General features: G+C 62.8%; 19 protein-coding genes and 1 tRNA gene. 9 read left to right on the top strand and 11 right to left on the bottom strand.

Going from position 1 to position 17,314, the window contains the following annotated elements; translation table 11 throughout:
- Positions 1 to 7: 7 nt before the first annotated feature.
- From JV551A3_RS02185 to JV551A3_RS02170, 4 genes are all read right to left on the bottom strand, one after another.
- On the bottom strand, positions 8 to 1,414 hold the full coding sequence (locus JV551A3_RS02185; RefSeq protein ID WP_133969904.1) for an ABC transporter substrate-binding protein: 1,407 nt from the start codon (positions 1,412 to 1,414) through the stop codon (positions 8 to 10).
- A gap of 118 nt (positions 1,415 to 1,532) precedes the next feature.
- Positions 1,533 to 1,778 carry a 4Fe-4S dicluster domain-containing protein gene (locus JV551A3_RS02180; protein WP_046616397.1) on the bottom strand — a complete coding sequence of 82 codons (246 nt, stop codon included), beginning with the start codon at positions 1,776 to 1,778 and terminating at the stop codon, positions 1,533 to 1,535.
- 159 nt (positions 1,779 to 1,937) lie between these two features.
- Positions 1,938 to 3,662 (bottom strand): fumarate reductase/succinate dehydrogenase flavoprotein subunit, encoded by a 1,725-nt coding sequence (locus tag JV551A3_RS02175; protein ID WP_133969903.1) that lies wholly within the window; start codon positions 3,660 to 3,662, stop codon positions 1,938 to 1,940.
- Positions 3,659 to 4,408, bottom strand: a complete 750-nt coding sequence (locus JV551A3_RS02170; protein WP_133969902.1) for a GntR family transcriptional regulator — start codon at positions 4,406 to 4,408, stop codon at positions 3,659 to 3,661. Before JV551A3_RS02170 ends, JV551A3_RS02175 begins: the two co-directional genes overlap by 4 nt.
- Before the next feature lie 208 nt (positions 4,409 to 4,616).
- Between JV551A3_RS02170 and JV551A3_RS02165 the strand changes: the two genes are divergently transcribed.
- The 6 genes from JV551A3_RS02165 to JV551A3_RS02140 all read left to right on the top strand — a co-directional run bounded on the left by JV551A3_RS02165 (position 4,617) and on the right by JV551A3_RS02140 (position 8,912).
- A tRNA-Arg gene (locus JV551A3_RS02165) sits at positions 4,617 to 4,693 on the top strand.
- A gap of 210 nt (positions 4,694 to 4,903) precedes the next feature.
- Positions 4,904 to 5,413 carry a hypothetical protein gene (locus JV551A3_RS02160; protein WP_133969901.1) on the top strand — a complete coding sequence of 170 codons (510 nt, stop codon included), beginning with the start codon at positions 4,904 to 4,906 and terminating at the stop codon, positions 5,411 to 5,413.
- Positions 5,414 to 5,424: 11 nt separating this feature from the next.
- Positions 5,425 to 5,955, top strand: a complete 531-nt coding sequence (locus JV551A3_RS02155; protein ID WP_133969900.1) for a DUF5384 family protein — start codon at positions 5,425 to 5,427, stop codon at positions 5,953 to 5,955.
- 57 nt (positions 5,956 to 6,012) lie between these two features.
- Positions 6,013 to 6,336: a hypothetical protein gene (locus tag JV551A3_RS02150; RefSeq protein ID WP_015268559.1), complete on the top strand. Its 324-nt coding sequence runs from the start codon at positions 6,013 to 6,015 to the stop codon at positions 6,334 to 6,336.
- A 174-nt stretch (positions 6,337 to 6,510) separates the two neighbouring features.
- Positions 6,511 to 8,241 (top strand): dipeptidase, encoded by a 1,731-nt coding sequence (locus tag JV551A3_RS02145; protein ID WP_133969899.1) that lies wholly within the window; start codon positions 6,511 to 6,513, stop codon positions 8,239 to 8,241.
- Between the two features lie 233 nt (positions 8,242 to 8,474).
- Positions 8,475 to 8,912, top strand: coding sequence for a CBS domain-containing protein (locus tag JV551A3_RS02140; protein ID WP_112251214.1), 438 nt, complete (start codon positions 8,475 to 8,477; stop codon positions 8,910 to 8,912).
- Positions 8,913 to 8,918: 6 nt separating this feature from the next.
- Here JV551A3_RS02140 and JV551A3_RS02135 read toward each other — a convergent pair whose 3' ends face one another.
- From JV551A3_RS02135 to JV551A3_RS02125, 3 genes are all read right to left on the bottom strand, one after another.
- Positions 8,919 to 9,557, bottom strand: coding sequence for an NADH:ubiquinone oxidoreductase subunit N (locus tag JV551A3_RS02135; protein WP_112251212.1), 639 nt, complete (start codon positions 9,555 to 9,557; stop codon positions 8,919 to 8,921).
- A gap of 69 nt (positions 9,558 to 9,626) precedes the next feature.
- Positions 9,627 to 9,869: a DUF2789 domain-containing protein gene (locus JV551A3_RS02130; RefSeq protein WP_112251210.1), complete on the bottom strand. Its 243-nt coding sequence runs from the start codon at positions 9,867 to 9,869 to the stop codon at positions 9,627 to 9,629.
- 60 nt (positions 9,870 to 9,929) lie between these two features.
- A complete protein-coding gene (locus JV551A3_RS02125; RefSeq protein ID WP_003260230.1) occupies positions 9,930 to 10,388 on the bottom strand; it encodes an aminoacyl-tRNA deacylase in 459 nt (152 codons plus the stop codon).
- Between the two features lie 98 nt (positions 10,389 to 10,486).
- On the opposite strand from JV551A3_RS02125, the gene JV551A3_RS02120 reads away from it, so the two are divergent.
- Both JV551A3_RS02120 and JV551A3_RS02115 read left to right on the top strand, forming a co-directional pair.
- Positions 10,487 to 11,833: an NfeD family protein gene (locus tag JV551A3_RS02120; RefSeq protein ID WP_133969898.1), complete on the top strand. Its 1,347-nt coding sequence runs from the start codon at positions 10,487 to 10,489 to the stop codon at positions 11,831 to 11,833.
- Between the two features lie 2 nt (positions 11,834 to 11,835).
- Positions 11,836 to 12,588, top strand: a complete 753-nt coding sequence (locus JV551A3_RS02115; protein ID WP_025337287.1) for a slipin family protein — start codon at positions 11,836 to 11,838, stop codon at positions 12,586 to 12,588.
- A 72-nt stretch (positions 12,589 to 12,660) separates the two neighbouring features.
- Here JV551A3_RS02115 and JV551A3_RS02110 read toward each other — a convergent pair whose 3' ends face one another.
- The 3 genes from JV551A3_RS02110 to JV551A3_RS02100 all read right to left on the bottom strand — a co-directional run bounded on the left by JV551A3_RS02110 (position 12,661) and on the right by JV551A3_RS02100 (position 15,994).
- On the bottom strand, positions 12,661 to 13,293 hold the full coding sequence (locus tag JV551A3_RS02110; RefSeq protein ID WP_133969897.1) for a LysE family transporter: 633 nt from the start codon (positions 13,291 to 13,293) through the stop codon (positions 12,661 to 12,663).
- Between the two features lie 203 nt (positions 13,294 to 13,496).
- A complete protein-coding gene (locus JV551A3_RS02105) occupies positions 13,497 to 14,084 on the bottom strand; it encodes a mechanosensitive ion channel family protein (RefSeq protein ID WP_133969896.1) in 588 nt (195 codons plus the stop codon).
- A complete protein-coding gene (locus JV551A3_RS02100) occupies positions 14,084 to 15,994 on the bottom strand; it encodes an ATP-binding cassette domain-containing protein (RefSeq protein ID WP_133969895.1) in 1,911 nt (636 codons plus the stop codon). The genes JV551A3_RS02105 and JV551A3_RS02100 overlap by 1 nt, the downstream gene beginning before the upstream one ends.
- Positions 15,995 to 16,044: 50 nt before the next feature.
- On the opposite strand from JV551A3_RS02100, the gene JV551A3_RS02095 reads away from it, so the two are divergent.
- Positions 16,045 to 16,527, top strand: coding sequence for a TIGR02444 family protein (locus JV551A3_RS02095; protein WP_133969894.1), 483 nt, complete (start codon positions 16,045 to 16,047; stop codon positions 16,525 to 16,527).
- Here the strand turns inward: JV551A3_RS02095 and JV551A3_RS02090 are convergent.
- On the bottom strand, positions 16,503 to 17,314 hold an 812-nt coding region (locus JV551A3_RS02090), incomplete at its 5' end, for a transcriptional regulator (RefSeq protein WP_133978291.1). The two genes, JV551A3_RS02095 and JV551A3_RS02090, sit on opposite strands and share 25 nt — an antisense overlap.

Here is a 17,314-nt window from a genome sequence, read left to right as displayed (position 1 = left end):
TCTCCGGTCAGCGCTGGGCGACCAGCTTCTGGTTGGCGCTGACAAAGTCCAGCGCTTCACCGCCATGGGCCTTGGCATACTGCTCGGCCTGGTCCTTGAGCAGGAACGCCGCGAGTTCACCCTTGGCGTTGCGCACGAACCAGGCCTGGTTCGCCAGCAACTTGATTCCGCTGTCGGCGGCCTGGGCGTAGATGGCGCGGATGTCCTTGCCCTCCTGCTCCAGCTGGGCCAAGGCGCCAAGCGCGGCCTCCGGCGAAGCGTAGTGGCGGACCTTGCCTTCCCCGCGCACCCAGATCTGTGCCAGGCGGCTGAAGTCGGTAATCGGTTTGCCTGTCAACGCGTCATTAGCCTTGAGTGGCTGCGGGTCGTAGTCTTTCAGCGCCTTGTCGTAATCCAGGCCAGCCTCCCTGAAGGCTGCACGGATATACTGGTCGTCGATGAACTTGTCGGTGTCGAGCCCGCGGTCGGTCTTTTTAAGCAGCTTGAGCGTATCGATGGAGGTTGCGACTGCCTGACGGTATTCAGGCTTCCAGGTCAGGTCGCGGGTCTGCAGGCCGAGCGGACCGTGGAACAGGTAATTGACCTCGGCTTCGATGCCGGTGACTTTCTCGATCAACTCGCTGTACTTCTCAGGTTCCGCAGCGATCAGCCGATCGGCTTCGAGGCTGGCGCGCAGGTAGGCGGTGACCACTTCCGGGTACCTCTTTGCATACTCGGCATCGACCAAGGCGCCATGGAAGGTCGGTGCGTTGGCCTGGGCGCCGTCATAGATCTTGCGGGCGAAGCCGCGGTTGGGGAACAGTTCGGCGAACGGCACAAAGTCGGCATGGGCTTCGATGCGGTTGCTACGCAGGGCGGAGCCGGCGATTTCCGGTGCCTGGGCGATGATTCGCACATCCTTCTGCGGGTCCCAGCCCTGCGCTGCCACGGCACGTAGCAGCATGCCGTGGGCGGTGGAGGCGAACGGCACGGAAATGGTCTTGCCCTTGAGTTCAGCCAGCGATTGCACGCTAGACGCCGCAGGTACGACGATGCCATTGCCGCTGCCGTGCACGCTGCCCGACAGCACGCTTACGAACAGGCTGCGCTTGCCAGCATCCAGATGAGCAACGCCGTTGAACGAGCCGGGGAAGTCGGCCATGGCGCCGAAGTCGAGCTTGCCAGCGACCATTTCGTTGGTCAGTGGCGCACCGCTGGTGAAGTTCTTCCACTCAACCTGATACTTGGCATCTTTGTATTTGCCGTCATGCGGCAGGTACTTGTCCAACAGGCCAAGCTCGCGTATCAGCAGGCCGCCGGTGGCGCAGTTGATGGTGGTGTCCTGGGTGCCGATGGCGATGCGGATGGTTTCGGCACTGACATTCAGGCCAGTGAGCGCCAGCGCGAGGCCGGCCACGGTTGCAACAAGGCGCATGGGTGTTTCCCCTCGAGTCGTTATAAGAATTGGGTCGTCTCCGCCGCCCGGCTTGGGTGGTGGGAAACGAGGGGCAAAGCAGGAGGGCGTCCGGTTGTGCGCCGGATGGCGGGATGAATCAGCGCAGCAGGTACGGGATATCGACCTTCACCGCACCCGTGGGGCAGTCCTTTTCACAGGGCATGCAGTACCAGCATTCGTCGAAGGCCATGTAGGCCTTTTGCGTGGCCGGGTTGATCGCCAGCAGGTCCATGGGGCAAACCTCGACGCATACGGTGCAGCCTTTGTCGGCGATGCACTTGTCTTCGTCGATGGTGACCGGGGCACTGCTGCGGAAAAAGATTTCTTGCGGCTGGTAGGCCATTTCACGGAGTCCTTGGGGCCTTCATTGGCTCCCTTCTATCTAGAGGCTTGCACGTTTCCCTGTGGGAGCGGGTTTACCCGCGAAGAATCCAACACGGTGGATGGCACCGGCTTCGCCGGTGTTCGCGGGTAAACCCGCTCCCACAAGGTGGGGTGTCGCTTAGGCGGCATCGGCTTTGACACGCAACCGGTCATAAGCGGTCTGCTCTTCTGTATCCAGGGCGATCAGGTAGGGTTCGACGGCCTTCTTGAAGCTGGTCATTTCACCGTTCTCGCCCTTTTTCAGATGGCAATGGCAGAACCACTCGCCATCGTTGCGCTCGGGGAAGTCCACTCGGTGGTGGTACAGCCCCCAACGGCTTTCCTCGCGGAACAGCGAGGCCCGCGCCGCCATCTCGGCGCAATCGCGAATCACCGAAACTTCCATCGCACGCATCAGTTCATGAGGGTTGCTGGCTTTCATCTGGTCCAGGTCACGTTCGATCTCGGCAAAGCGCTCCAGGCCGATTTCCATTTTCCTGGTCACCTTCGGCGGCTGCAGGTAATCGTTGACCATGCGTCTGAGCTTGTACTCGACCTGCGCCGGCGGCAGGCCATGCTGACGCTGCAGCGGTGCAAACACCCGCGCACGCTCGCGCTCGACCTGTTCGGCATCGACCTCGGCGAATTCGCGCCCGTTCACGTAATGCGCAGCGTTCACCCCGGCAAACCAGCCATAGGTGAAGGCCCCCAACATGTAGTTGTGCGGCACCGCTGCCATATCGCCAGCGGCATACAGCCCTTTGACGCTGGTCTCGGCCTTTTCATTGACCCACACCCCCGACGCCGAATGCCCCGAGCAGAAACCGATCTCCGAGATATGCATCTCGACCATGTGCTGGCGATAATCCGTGCCACGCCCGGCGTGGAACTGGCCACGACTGGGGCGTTCGTTGCTGTGCAAGATCTCTTCGATGTTCTGGATGGTCTCCTCGGCCAAGTGATCGAGCTTGAGGAACACCGGGCCATTGCCGCCCTCGAGTTCCTGGTGGAACTCCCACATCATCTGACCGCTCCAGTAGTCGCACTCGATAAAGCGCTCACCCTTGCTGTTGGCGGTATATCCACCCAGTGGGCCGGTGACGTAGGCGCAGGCCGGGCCGTTGTAGTCCTTGATCAGCGGGTTGATCTGGAAGCACTCGAGGTTGGCCAGCTCGGCACCGGCATGGTAGGCCATGGCGTATCCATCACCGGCGTTGGTCGGGTTCTCGTAGGTGCCCATCAAGTAACCCGACGACGGCAAGCCCAGGCGCCCGGCCGCGCCGCAAGCAAGAATCACGGCCTTGGCCCGCACCACCCGAAACTCGCCGCTACGGCAGTCGAAACCCAGCACGCCAGCGGCCGCGCCTTCACCATCGAGCAGCACACGGGTGCAGACCATACGGTTGCTGATCTCGACCCGCGCACGCTTGAGCTGGCGGTACAGCACCTTCTTGATGTCGTGGCCTTCGGGCATGGGCAGCACGTAGGCGCCCATGTGGTGAACCTTTTTCACCGCGTAGTCGCCGGTCTCGTCCTTCTCGAACTTCACGCCCCAGCGGTCAAGCTGCTCGATGGTTTCGAAGCTGTGGGTAGCGTAGGCATGCACCGTGGCCTGGTTGACGATGCCGTCATTGGCAACGGTGATTTCCTTGGTGTACTGCTCGGGGGTGGCGTGGCCTGGGATGATCGCGTTGTTCAGGCCATCCATGCCCATGCTGATGGCACCGCTGCGCTTGACGTTGGCCTTGTCCAGCAACAGCACGCGCAGGCTTTTGTCCTGCTCCTTGGCCTTGATGGCAGCCATCGGCCCGGCGGTACCGCCACCGATAACGATGATGTCGTAGTCCTGAGTCTGGATGCTCATGCCTTGCTCCCCTTCTGGCGGTCGATGCGCAGGCGGTACTGGAAAGCATCGCCGCGGTAGTAAAGGTGTTCGAAGTCCAGTGGCGTACCGTCAGCGGCATGGGTCAGGCGCTCGATGCGCATGATCGGCGAGCCTTCTTCAACATCCAGGGCCTGGGTCAGGTCGCTGTCGGCCAGCACGGCATCGATGGCCAGGTCGGCGTGACCAAGGGCAATGCCGCAGTCGTTTTCCAGGAGCAGGAAGATGTCGCGGGTGACGAGGTCGGCCTTTTCCAGCTTCTCGCCGACGGCCTTGGGCAACCAGGTCAGCTCCAGCGACACCGGCTCGCGGTTGATCAACCGCACCCGGCGGATCTCGGTGACCAGGCTGCCTTCCCCGACCTGCAGCCGCGCGGCCACCAGTGCATTGGCCGGTACATGGCGGAAGCTGCGCAGGCGGTTGATCACCTCGTAACCCATTTGCGTCATCGACTCTCCCAACCCTTGCAGGGTGGTGACGTTCTGGAACGCCTTGGGCTTGGCGACGAAGGTGCCCTTGCCATGGATCTTGAAAATCAGCCCTTCCTTCTGCAGGTCGCCCAGCGCCTGGCGCACGGTGATGCGGCTGACTTCGAAAGCCTTGCCCAGTTCGCTTTCCGAGGGCATGCGGCTATGCGATGGATAAGTGCCGTCAAGGATGCGCTCGCGCAGCAATTCCTTGAGCTGGGTGTAAAGCGGTACCGGGGACAGGGGGAGCAGTTCGGCCATGGGATCTCTTCGCTGATCGAGCACTTGTTATAACAAGTTGTGACCAGAGGATAGAGGGCATAATAACTGCCATGGAAATATCGATATCGCATATGAATAGATGCGTTTTGTGATTGTCTCTGCCCGCCTCCCCTGCAGAGGAGTAAAAACGGCTACAGATCAAGGCGATGGACGCCATCGGATCAGATGGGTATCATGCGTGCGCGTTGCACTCGTAGCTCAGCTGGATAGAGTACTGCCCTCCGAAGGCAGGGGTCGTGGGTTCGAATCCCGCCGAGTGCGCCATACCTCTTACAAAGCCCGCCTTGCGCGGGCTTTGTCGTTTCTGCAAGCCAGTGGCGGCCTGCCCGCATTATTTCGTTTGGTGCTTATCGCAACCTGCTTTAGTCCTGATGGCTTTACCTGATTGGATCCATCTGCCTAGAATAGTGGCATTATGCCTCATCCTTCAGATGGATCGTCGCAAGGTTAACCATACCCTCCAGGGAATCAGGAATGAAAACGCTGAAACACTGTCTGGCCTTGACTATCGCCGCCACCCTCGTGGGTTGCCAGGCGACCGGTGAGCAATACCAATCCGATGTGTTCGATGCCAGCCAGGTAAACACCCAGCAGGAAGCCAAGACCGTGAAAATCATCACGGTCTCGCCGACCAAGATCAAGGTCAGCAACGAGAAGAACCAGAAAGCCGCAATGATGGTAGGCGGTGTACTGGGTGCCCTGGGTGGCGCGGCGCTGGGTGCAGGCCACAACAAGGACACCGCGATCATCGGCGGCGTGGCAGGCGGTGGCGCCGGCGCCCTGGCCGGTTCCCTGGTCAGCGATACCTCGCTGGTGCCCGGTGTGCTGATCGGCTACTCGGAAAACGGCAAGATCTACACCTCCGCCCAGGTTGGCCGCCCGTGCGATTTCGAAGTGGGTGGCATCTCGCTGATGGTCATGACCATCTCCAACGAAACACGCATCCAGCCAAATGCGACCTGCCCAGATCCGAAAAAGAGCTGAGGCCTGAGCACATGAAACACTTTGTTCTGGGCACCGCCCTCGCATTGTCTGCGGCCACTGCCACTGCGGGCCAGTTCGATCAGCTCTACCAGATCGAACAGCAGACCAAGCAATCCGAAGCGGCACTGGAAGCCGAACGCCTGCGCCAGGCCGCCGCCGCCGAGCAGCGCGCCGAAGCCCGTGAAGCTGCTGCCCGCCAGCAGCGCGCAGCGGCCCAACGTGCCTCCGCGCAGCGTGCCGCCGAGAAACAACAGGCGCAAGCAGCCGAGCGCAAGCGCGTGCAAACCCGTGAAGAAGCCTACGAGGACGACCTTCGCGCGCTGGAACTGGAAGAGCGTCGCCTGGCCCTGCAAGCGAAAAAGGCAAAAGTCGCCCGCGCCAACGACTACATCGATGCCGAACTGCGCGACAGCGCAGCACGCACCGATGTGATCCAGTCCAATGCCGACTCCGCACGCAACGTCACCTCGGGCGCCAAGTCGCTGCTCGAAGATGCCGGCAAGGCAGAAGTGAAACGCGCCGGCAGCCTGTTCGGCGAGTAACCATCCAGGTGCAGTCCCGGCCCGCCGGCCGGGGCCGCCCGTTGCAGAGACAACATCATGCTACGTCTGATCATGCTGGCCACGGCCGGCCTGCTGCTGAGCGGCTGCCTGCAGGAAGAAGCCAAGTTCCCCACCGTCGACCTGCACGGTCGCCTGGTCGTCGATCAGGAAATGACCGCCTCGCGTCAGGCGCAGGGCATACAGGGCGAGTACTTCAAGCGCGTCCTCAGCGTGAATGGCCAGGACATGGCCTTCAACGATTTCGTCCAGCAGTACTGCCCGGACAGCAACACCCGCAACGAAACCTGCATCAAGGCCTTCCGCATCAAGAAGATCGATGATGTCAGCGGTGCCACGAGGTTCCTGCCCAACGGCCTGTAATCACCGTTCGAAGCACCGTAAAGGCCCCGGCAACTCGCCCGGGGCTTTTTCGTTTGTGCGACATGTCGCGTTTCTGGCACTCCCGTGCCACGGGTCATTGGTGTTAGCGTGGGCGTCTTCCCGTTTTCCGACGGGTAACCCACAACAATGATTGGCGAAGGAATGCGCACAACCATGCACCTGAAAAAACTTACCGCCACCACCCTGCTGCTGGCCAGCGTCGGCCTGTTCACCCTGCCGGCCCAGGCCAACCTTACCCAGCAGCAGTCCGCAGCCATCGTCAAAGCCTTCGACGGCAGCGACCCAAGCGACTTCAAACAGTTCCTCGGCAAGCTCAAAGGCAGCGACCTGGCCAAGGCCGACAACCTCGCGGCAACCCTCGATGCCTATCTGGCCGGCAAGCCATTAGCAGCCGAGCAGCAGAACGAGATCAACCGCCTGCTCGGCCTGTATACCCGCATCAAGTACGGCAAGGCTGCCAGCGAAACCCTGCGTGAACTGGTGGCCATCCCCACCTTCAACGTCGAGGGTACGCCGCAGCACGAAAACCCCGAGTTCCTCAGGATCGCCGACAAGATCAAGGCCTTGGCCGACAGCTTCGGCCTGGCTTTCCGCAATATCGACAACCGGGTGTACGAGATTTCGCTGGGCAGCGGCAAGGAAGTGGTCGGCATCCATGCCCACGCCGACGTGGTGCCGGTCAACCCGGACAACTGGAAGCTGGCCGATGGCACGCGCCTGGACCCGTTCAAGGTCACCCTGGTTGGTGACCGCATGTATGGCCGCGGCACCGAAGACGACAAGAACGGCATTGTCGTGGCGATGTACGCGCTGAAAGTGGCCAAGGACGAGAACCTGCCGCTGGCCCGCCAGTTCAAGCTGCTGATCGACACCACTGAAGAAACCAGCGGCGATGCCATCCCCTACTACTTCGAGCGCAACCCCACGCCCGACTACAACCTGGCCCTCGATGGCGGCTACCCGGTGGTCATCGCCGAGAAAGGCTACGGCACGATCATGGCAAGCTTCAGCAAGCGCCCGGCCAGTGGCAAGGGTGCCGAGATCGTCAACCTGACTGGCGGCTTGGCCACCAACCAGATCCCGACTACCTCGGTTGCGACCCTGGTCACCGACAACCCGGCGAAGCTGGCCAGCCAGCTGGAAAAAGCCGGTGCCGATTACGTGAAGCGCAATGGCGGTGACTTCAGCATCGCGGCCAAAGCCGATGGCAAGCAGGTGTTGCTCACCGTGACCGGCGTGTCCGCCCACTCTTCGGAGCCGGAGTCCGGGGTGAACCCGGTCGCGCGAATGCTCGGTTTCATCAACGGCCTGGGCCAGGATGTGCCGCTCAAGCACAACCACTTCACCGATGCCGCCCGCTACGCCGCCGACAACTGGGGCCTGGACTACCTGGGCAACAAGCTCGGCGTGGCCTTCAAGGACCCGTTCATGGGCCCGCTGACCGCCTCGCCGACCTTTGTCGGAGTGGATGAAAAAGGCCTGAAGCTGGCGGTGAACCTGCGCATTCCGAAAGGCAAGCCAATTGCCACGATCAAGGACGACCTGGCCGACAAGCTGGGCAAATGGACCCGGCAGAGCCATACCTCGGTGGCCTTCGACTACAGCCTGGACGAGCCAATGTACCGCAACCCCGAGGGCGAATGGGTCAAGGCCTTGCTTGACGTGGCCACCGAGAACCTGGGCATGAAGCACGAGTTCGGTACCTCGGCGGGTGCGACCTCGGTACATGACCTGCCTAACGGCGTGCAGTTCGGCCTGGCCATGCCGGATGTGAAGTACACCGGGCACAACGACAACGAGTTCAAGACCGTGGAGCAGTTCATGCTGGACTTGCAGGTTGTGAGCGAGATGGTGGCGCGGATCGGGCAGATGCCGAAGCTCTGAGCCAACTCTGCCGGCCTCTTCGCGGCTAAAGCCGCTCCCACAAGGACTGCACCGCCTTTGAAAACTGTGCGATCCCTGTGGGAGCGGCTTCAGCCGCGAAGAGGCCGGCACAGGCGACCACTCATGACGTTTTTCAATCGACTCGATGCCGTTTCCTGCATTGCCGTGCAGAGCGCCGTGCCGGATGCTTTATTTACTCCGAGACATCGCTTTTTCCACCCGCAGAGGCCCGTATGAAGACCGTCGAACAAATTCTCAAGACCAAGTCCCAGCACCAGACCGTGTACACCATCGGCCCGGATGACTCGGTACTCGACGCACTGAAGCTGCTGGCGGAGAAAAACGTCGGTGCGCTACCGGTGGTCGAGGGCAACCAGGTGGTGGGTATCGTCAGCGAACGGGACTATGCGCGCAAACTGGTGCTCAAGGGCCGCTCGTCCGCCGCTACCCCCGTGCGCGACATCATGAGTGCGCCGGTGGTTACCGTGGAACCAAAGCAGAACCTCGAGTACTGCATGAACCTTATGACCAACCGCCACCTGCGCCACCTGCCGGTGGTCAGCAATGGCGAACTGCTTGGCCTGCTGTCGATCGGTGACCTGGTCAAGGAAACCATCGCAGAACAGGCAAACCTGATCCTGAAACTGGAGCAATACATCCGCGGTGAATGAAGCGCCTCAATGGTAGGCGCGCTCCAGTTCGTCCAGCTGATGGTCAAAGCTGCGCAGGCGCGCCGACCAGGTGTACACCAGCACTTCCAGGTCCCGGTTGAGCACGGCGGTGTTGCCATGGCCGCTGCGGGTCGGCTCACCCAGGTCCAGCTGGTAGCGTTCACGAGCCATGGCCTGGGCCACGCTGGACAGGTCGCGGGCATTGGCCAGCCAGTGGTGATGGTGGTCATGAATTTCGCGGTCGAGCAAGCGGCACTGGCGTTTCAGCGCATCCAGGCTCTGCTCCAGCGGCGTGCCCTTGAGTTCGCCCATGACCTCTTCGAAGGTGCGCCCCGAATGCCAGTAACTGCCCCAGAAATAGCGGTCGAACACCGTCTCGACGCGGCGTAGCGCAACCTTGGTGTTCCAGATGGTCAGCAACGTTCGCCCCTGCACCACCTCACGCTTGTTCAGGTGCAGCTGCTGCCAGGCGATCCAGGTCAGCGCCACCAGTGCAACTGCCACAGTGACGGCGGCAGCGGCATACAGGAAGTGCACTGCCTGGTTCATCTGTTGCGTTTGCCGAATGCCGTAGAAATAACTGGCCGTCAACGTGCCCAGGATCGTCACGGAGCACCAGAAACCCGGTGCGTAGGGATCTTTCATCGCGCTATCCCCTTGTTGTTTTCCTGAGCATAGCAACGGCCAATCACTCGTCAGGCACCACTCGGCGCTTTATTTTTTGCGTGGGTGCAGCGCCTCGTTCAGTTGGTCGATCATCGGAATCCAGTCGTCATCGGCGATGTACTTCTCTTTCAGGAAGGCACGCTGGGAATCGTTCCAGAAAGGTGCATCAACCAGCTTTATATCGTCGTCGAGCGGCGAATGGGTGGTGATGAAACGGTCGATTTCGACCGGATCGTCTGGCAACCCCAGCTGTTGGAAAATCTCGGACAAAGGATGAATCGGCTTATCCATGGTTCCTCCTCGTCGCCAGACCGGTCGTCGACGATGCCGGCCCGGCATGGGTTGAGAGCATCAGCTGAGCTCACGCACTTCGGCGCGCGGCACCAGCTTCAGGTATTGCTCCATGCTCATGTGAATCAGATGATCGTGATCACCCGCCTCCAGATAGACATCGCCTTGGCGGGTAAGACTCGAATCAAGCAGCATCTTTATCTGGTAGGCATCACCCAGCGCCGGTACGGCACCGCGCTCGCAGTCGCCGAACAGGCTCGGCAGGCCGCTTTCACGGGTCAGTTGCCATGCCCCGGACATGCGCACCTTGGTCATGTCCAGATGCCGGTTGGCCGGTAGCACGGCCATGATGTAGTTGCCATGACGGTCATCGAGCATCACCGACTTGGCAACCCGCTCGGCGGGCACGCCGGCCGTGCGGGCCGACTCCAGGCTGGTGGCCGAATGTGGATGGGGAATGATGTCGTAGTCGCAGTTGGCCTTGTCCAGGCGATCCTGCAGGGTCTTTGCCATACGCATGATGCACCTCCGGTTTCGTCCCCCAATTTCCAATTTTAGGCCGGGTACCAGCAGGCAGGGCTAAACTTGTGCAATAGAGGCAAACGAGGTGACGACAGGTGATCGCCCGCTGCTGGCGCTGGCTGTTGCTGCTGTTGCTGCTTGGTATCACACCGGGCGGTCAGGCAGCGCCCGGTGCAGTGTGGGTGCTGGGCATCGATGATGCCATCGGCCCTGCCAGCGCCGACTACCTGGTGCGCAGCCTCGGCCAGGCCCAGGCGCAGGGCGCGCAACTTGTGGTGATCCGCATGGACACCCCGGGCGGGCTGGACAGCGCCATGCGCCAGATGATCAAGGCGATTCTCGCCAGCCCCGTGCCGGTCGCCACCTTCGTCGCCCCCAGTGGTGCCCGCGCCGCCAGCACCGGCACTTATATCCTCTACGCCAGCCATGTCGCGGCCATGGCGCCCGGTACCAACCTGGGTGCCGCCACCCCCGTGCAGATAGGTGCCCCGCCAGGCACGCCCAAGGACGACAAGGCCGAAGGCAGCGATGACGAAACCCTTGCGCGCAAGCAGGTAAACGATGCCGCGGCCTACATACGTGGCCTGGCGCAGCTGCGCGGGCGCAATGCCGACTGGGCGGAAAAGGCCGTGCGCGAGGCGGTCAGCCTGTCCGCCAGCGAGGCCTTGCGGCTTGGCGTGATCGACCTGGTGGCCGATAACGTACCCGACCTGTTGCACAAGCTCGATGGCAAAACGCTCACTGTCGCTGGCCAGCCCCGGCAGCTGCAGACTGCCGGTGCCAGCCTGGTCGAGCACCTGCCGGACTGGCGCACCCGGGTGCTGGCGGTCATCACCAACCCCAGCGTAGCGCTGATCCTGATCATGATCGGTGTGTACGGCCTGCTGTTCGAGTTCATGAACCCCGGCTCGACGGTAGGCGGCGTGGTCGGCGGCATCTGCCTGCTGCTGGCGCTGTATGCCCTGCAGCTGTTGCCGGTGAGCTTCGCCGGGGTGGCGCTGATATTGCTTGGCATCGCCTTCATGATCGCCGAAGCCTTCCTGCCCAGTTTCGGCGTGGTCGGCTTTGGCGGCATCGTCGCTTTTGTGGTTGGCGCGCTGATCCTGATCGACACCGATGCCCCCGGTTTCGGCATCCCGCTGGCCCTGATCGGCACCCTGGCGCTGCTCTCGGCGCTGCTGATCGGCGGTGTGCTGGGCATGGCCCTCAAGGCCCGCCGACGGGCGTTGGTCAGCGGTGACGCCGGCCTGGTCGGCAGCCTGGTCACCGTGACCCAGGTGATGGCGGGCAACCCGCTCTGTGGCTTTGTACTGGCCCAGGGCGAGCAATGGCAGGCGCAGTGCGCAACGCCACTGCAAGCGGGCCAGAACGTGCGGGTGACCGCGCGCCATGGCGTCATGCTGGAAGTGAGCGCCGCCGCGCCCGCGGCGCAAGGAGAATGACCATGTTCATGCAATTGGGCTTCGGCGCGGTACTGATCGTGCTGGCGATGCTGTTGCTGTCGGCGTTCCGCATCCTGCGTGAATACGAGCGCGGCGTGGTGTTCCAGTTGGGGCGCTTCTGGCAGGTGAAGGGGCCGGGGCTGATCCTGTTGATCCCGGTGATCCAGCAAATGGTGCGGGTCGACCTGCGCACCGTGGTGCTGGATGTACCACCACAGGATGTGATCACCCGCGACAACGTCTCGGTCAAGGTCAACGCCGTGGTCTACTTCCGCGTGCTCGACCCGCAGAAGGCGATCATCCAGGTCGAGGATTTCCTCGTGGCGACCAGCCAGCTGGCCCAGACCACGCTGCGCGCGGTGCTCGGCAAGCACGAACTGGATGAACTGTTGGCCGAACGCGAGCAGCTGAACTCGGACATTCGCCAAGTGCTGGATGCACAGACCGATGCCTGGGGCATCAAGGTGGCCAACGTCGAGATCAAGCACGTCGACCTCAACGAATCGATGGTGCGCGCCATTGCCCGCCAGGCCGAGGCCGAGCGTGAACGGCGGGCCAAGGTGATCCATGCCGAGGGTGAGTTGCAGGCGTCGGAGAAGCTGATGCAGGCGGCGCAGATGCTGAGCAAGGAGCCGGGGGCGATGCAGTTGCGTTATATGCAGACGCTGGGGACGATTGCCGGGGACAAGAGCTCGACCATCGTCTTTCCGCTGCCGGTGGATTTGCTCAAGGGGCTGGTGGACAAGCAAAAATAGCAAGGGCCGCTACGCAATCCCTGTAGGAGCGGCCTTGTGTCGCGATGGGCTGCAAAGCAGCCCCCGGACCTATCAGACAGGCGCGCGGCGCAGAGTCGCCAGGAAAGTAGCCGCACCAATGAACAACCCGGCGAACGTCCGGTTCAAACGCTTCTGCTGCTTGGGCGTACGCAGCAAGCGCAAAACCCGCGCCGCCAACCCGGTGTACCCCGCCATTACCAGCATGTCCACGGTGACCATGGTCACGGTGATCGCCACATACTGCGGCAACAGCGGTTCATGCGGGTTGATGAACTGCGGCAGCACCGCCAGCATGAACACCAGCGCCTTGGGGTTGCTGACGTTGACCAGGAAGCCACGGAACACCAGGCTCAGCGGTTTGCCAATCGGGCGCACGGCGGACTCGTCGCTCATGTCCATCGGCAAGGCGCGCCATTGCTTGTAGGCCAGGTAGACAAGGTAGGCGACGCCGAACCATTTGATGACCTGGAAGGCCGTGGCCGAGGCGGCCAGGACGGCGCCGACGCCGGCGGCGATGATGGCGATCTGCAGGATCAGACCCAGTTGCAGGCCCAGGGCGTTCCAGTAGCCACGCCAGAAGCCGTATTGCAGGCCGCTGGACATCGAGGCAATCGCCCCGGCACCGGGTGAAAGGCTGATCACCCAACAGGCGGCAAAGAAGCCCAGCCACACTTCCATCGACATCACACACCTCGCTCGAACATATGTTGCAAAACGTTAAGCTAAGGTGTTGGTGAAAAAATAACCAGTAATTTTTGCAGGATTCACTCTGTCTGTACTGGCCTCTTCGCGGGCTTGCCCGCTCCCACAGGTATTGCGCCGCCCTCAAAGGCTGCGGGTTTCCTGTGGGAGCGGGCAAGCCCGCGAAGAGGCCAGTACAGGATTGATCAATCCATCTCGACAGGCGACTCTTTGTGCATGGACTGCACCTCAGCCCCGCGCCAGCGTCGCACCGACTTCTGGAAGAACTGGCTATTGGGCACCTGCACCAGCGCCCCGCCCGTCTCGGGCATTTCCATCAAGGTGGTGAACAGCAGGTTGATGGCAATCACCCGGCCTTTCACGCCCGGCTTGTCCAGGGTGTCGACCAGTTCGACCACGTCACCGATGCGAAACGGCCCGACGGTGAAGATCAGCACCGCGCACAGCAGGTTGGACAGCACGCTCCACATGGCGAAGAAGGCCACCGCCGCCACCGCGACGAAGCCAGACAGTGCCGTCCACAGCACTGTCGCCGACACCCCCAGGCGCTCCAGCACGAACAGCAACGCGCTGCCCATGATCAGCCAGCGCAGGCCGCCACGCACCGGCACCAGCAGCTCCGCTGGCAACGGGTAACGCTGGCCCAGGCGGCTCAACCCGCGCGCAACGATGCGCTGCAGGACGAAGGCCGCGACCAGGATTAACAGGATCTGCAAGCCCAGCCAGAAGGTGTCCATCCATTGCCCTGGCAGCAGCGAACGCAGTTCCTCCATCAGGACAGCGCCTCGAGCTCGGCCTGCATGCTTTCAAGAGTTTCCAGCGCTTCCATCCAGGCCTCTTCCAGTTCCCCTTCGCGCTGCTTCAGCTTGGTCTGGCGCGCCAGCAGGTCACGCAACTCGTCTTTGCGCGACGCGTCGTAGAGGCCACCATCACCCAGCGCGGTCTCGATCTCGGCCAGTTGCGCGTGCACCTGGTTGAGGTCGGCTTCCAACTTGTCGGCAGCCTTCTTGTGCGGGGCCAATTGCTGGCGCAAGGCTGCGGCGGCCTGGCGCTGGGCCTTCTTGTCGGTCTTGTCCGGGTTGACCGGGGCGGTACTGGCCGGCGCGCTGCGCTGGCGGTACTCGACCAGCCAGCGGCTGTAGTCGTCCAGGTCACCATCGAAGATGTCGACCTTGCCGTCGGCCACCAACAAGAAGTCGTCGGTCGTGCTCTTGAGCAGGTGGCGGTCGTGCGACACCACCACCACGGCACCGGCAAACTCCTGCAGGGCCATGGTCAGCGCCAGGCGCATTTCCAGGTCGAGGTGGTTGGTCGGTTCGTCGAGCAGCAGCAGGTTCGGTCGCTCCCAGGCAATCAGGGCCAGCGCCAGGCGAGCCTTTTCACCACCAGAGAAGTTCACCACCGGCTCGTCGACGCGGTCGCCATGGAAGTCGAAACCACCCAGGAAGTCGCGCAGGGTCTGCTCACGCTCGGTGGGGGCAATGCGCTGCAGATGCAGCAGCGGGCTGGCCTTGTCGTCCAGCGAGTCCAACTGGTGCTGGGCAAAGTAGCCCACGGCCAGGTTCTCACCCCGTACCAGACGGCCCGACAGTGGCTCAAGCTCGCCTGCGAGGTTCTTGATCAGGGTCGACTTGCCGGCACCGTTGGGGCCGAGCAGGCCAATGCGCGCACCGGGGGTGAGCTGCAGCTTGACCTTGTCGAGGATCGCCTTGTCACCATAGCCCAGGCGGCCTTCGGACAGGCTCAGAAGCGGGCTGGAGATTTTCTGCGACTCTCGGAAGACGAAGTCGAACGGCGAATCGACATGCGCCGCCGACAGTTCTTCCATGCGCTCCAGGGCCTTGATCCGGCTCTGTGCCTGGCGGGCCTTGGTGGCCTGGGCCTTGAAGCGGGCGATGTACTTTTCCATGTGCGCACGCTGGGCCTGCTGTTTCTCGTAGGCCTGCTGCTGTTGCGCCAGGCGCTCGGCACGGGTGCGCTCGAAGGCGGTGTAACCGCCCTTGTACAGGTTCAGCTTGCGTTGCTCGACATGCAGCACATGGTCGACCACGGCATCGAGGAAGTCGCGGTCGTGGGAGATCAGCAACAGCGTGCCGGGGTAGCCCTTGAGCCAGTCCTCCAGCCACAGGATAGCGTCCAGGTCCAGGTGGTTGGTGGGCTCGTCGAGCAGCAACAGGTCGGACGGGCACATCAGGGCCTGCGCCAGGTTCAGGCGCATCCGCCAGCCACCGGAGAAGTCGCCGACGCGACGGCCCATCTGTTCGTTGGTGAAGCCAAGGCCGGCCAGCAACTTGCGTGCGCGGGCGTCGGCGGTATAGCCGTCGGCGCTATCCAGCTCAATGTGCAGGCGCGCCAGGGCGGTACCGTCGTGAGCCTGCTCGGCCGCGGCCAGTTCGGCCTGGACCTTGCGCAGGCGCACGTCACCGTCGAGCACATAGTCCACGGCCAGGCGGTCAAGGGTGTCGACCTCCTGGCGCATGTGGGCGATGCGCCAGTCACCGGGCAACTGACAATCGCCGGCATCGGGCGACAGCTCACCGCGCAGCAAGGCGAACAGGCTGGATTTTCCGGCGCCGTTGGCGCCGATCAGGCCGGCCTTGTGACCGGTGTGCAGGGTCATCTCGGCGCCTTCTAGCAAGCGCTGCGGACCACGCTGTAAAGTGAGGTTGGATAGTCTGATCATGATGGTCGCGGAGTCTACCAGCTTCCTCGGCCCATAGCGCGAGTGGAACCATGCACACCGACCTGTGGAATCACGCCCTGGCCCTGTACGCCAGGCCCGGCGTGGAAGCTGCCTGCCTTGACCTGCAGACACTGGGTGGCGATGTCTGTCTGCTGCTGTGCGCAACCTGGCTGCAGGCGCGTGGCGTGGCCGTACGAGACGGACGCGTAACAGCATTGCGCGAGATTGCCGAGCCCTGGCAGCGCGACGTGGTCAACCCGTTGCGCAGCTTGCGCCAACAGTGGCGATCAGCAGCGCAAGGTGATGCGCAGCTGGCGGCGTTGCGTGAGCAAGTGAAGGGATTGGAGTTGCAGGCCGAGAAGGCCTTGCTGGAGCGCTTGCAGGAGCGTTCGCGGCAGTGGCCGGCGGGCGCCCATGAGCCCATGGACGATTGGCTGGACCGGCTGGCGCCGGACCAGGCCCGCCACCACGACGCGCTGGTTGAGTTGCGCGTCGCGGCGGCAGCGCTTCAGGACGCCGAAGACGGTGCCTGAGCCGGGGTGCTGGCAGGTGCCGATGATGCTACCGAAGCTGCCGGGGTGGCCGAGTTGGTCGCGGCGGCCGGAGTGCTGGCGGCTGGCGTAGCCGGTTTGGCTTCGGCTGGCTTGCTGGCAACAGGCTTGGCAGCTGCTGGCTTGGCGGCGGGTTTGGCGGCCGCGCGTGCTGGAGCCTTGGCGGCAGCTGGTTTGGCTGCAGGCTTGGCAGCGGTAGTGGCCTTGGCGGCTGGCTTGGCTGCAGGTTTGGCAGCGGCAGTGGCCTCGGCGGCTGGTTTGGCTGCAGCATTGGCCTTGGCAGCTGGCTTGGCTGCAGGTTTAGCCGCAGCAGTGGCTTTGGCAGCTGGCTTGGCTGCAGGCTTGGCAGCAGCAGTGGCCTTGGCGGCTGGCTTGGCTGCAGGTTTAGCAGCAGTGGCTTTGGCAGCTGGTTTGGCCGCAGGCTTGGCAGCAGCGGTGGCTTTGGCAGCTGGTTTGGCCGCAGGCTTGGCAGCAGCAGTGGCCTTGGCAGCTGGCTTGGCCGCAGGTTTGGCAGCAGCAGTGGCTCTGGCAGCTGGTTTGGCCGCAGGCTTGGCAGCAGCAGTGGCTTTGGCAGCTGGTTTGGCCGCAGGTTTGGCAGCGGCAGTGGCCTTGGCAACTGGCTTGGCTGCAGCAGCCTTGGTGACGAGTTTGGCGGCTGCCGGTTTGGAGGTCTTGGCAGCACGCTGGTCAAGCGCCTTGGCTGCAGCTTCGCGAACCTTGCCTACACCTTGGGCCAGCTTGAGGCTGTCCTGGGCATCGCGCTTGAGTT

It is taken from the genome of Pseudomonas inefficax (assembly GCF_900277125.1).
Lineage (GTDB): Bacteria > Pseudomonadota > Gammaproteobacteria > Pseudomonadales > Pseudomonadaceae > Aquipseudomonas > Aquipseudomonas inefficax.
The sequence above is the reverse complement of the archived record's forward strand: the minus strand, read 5'-3'. Positions and strand labels throughout refer to the sequence as shown.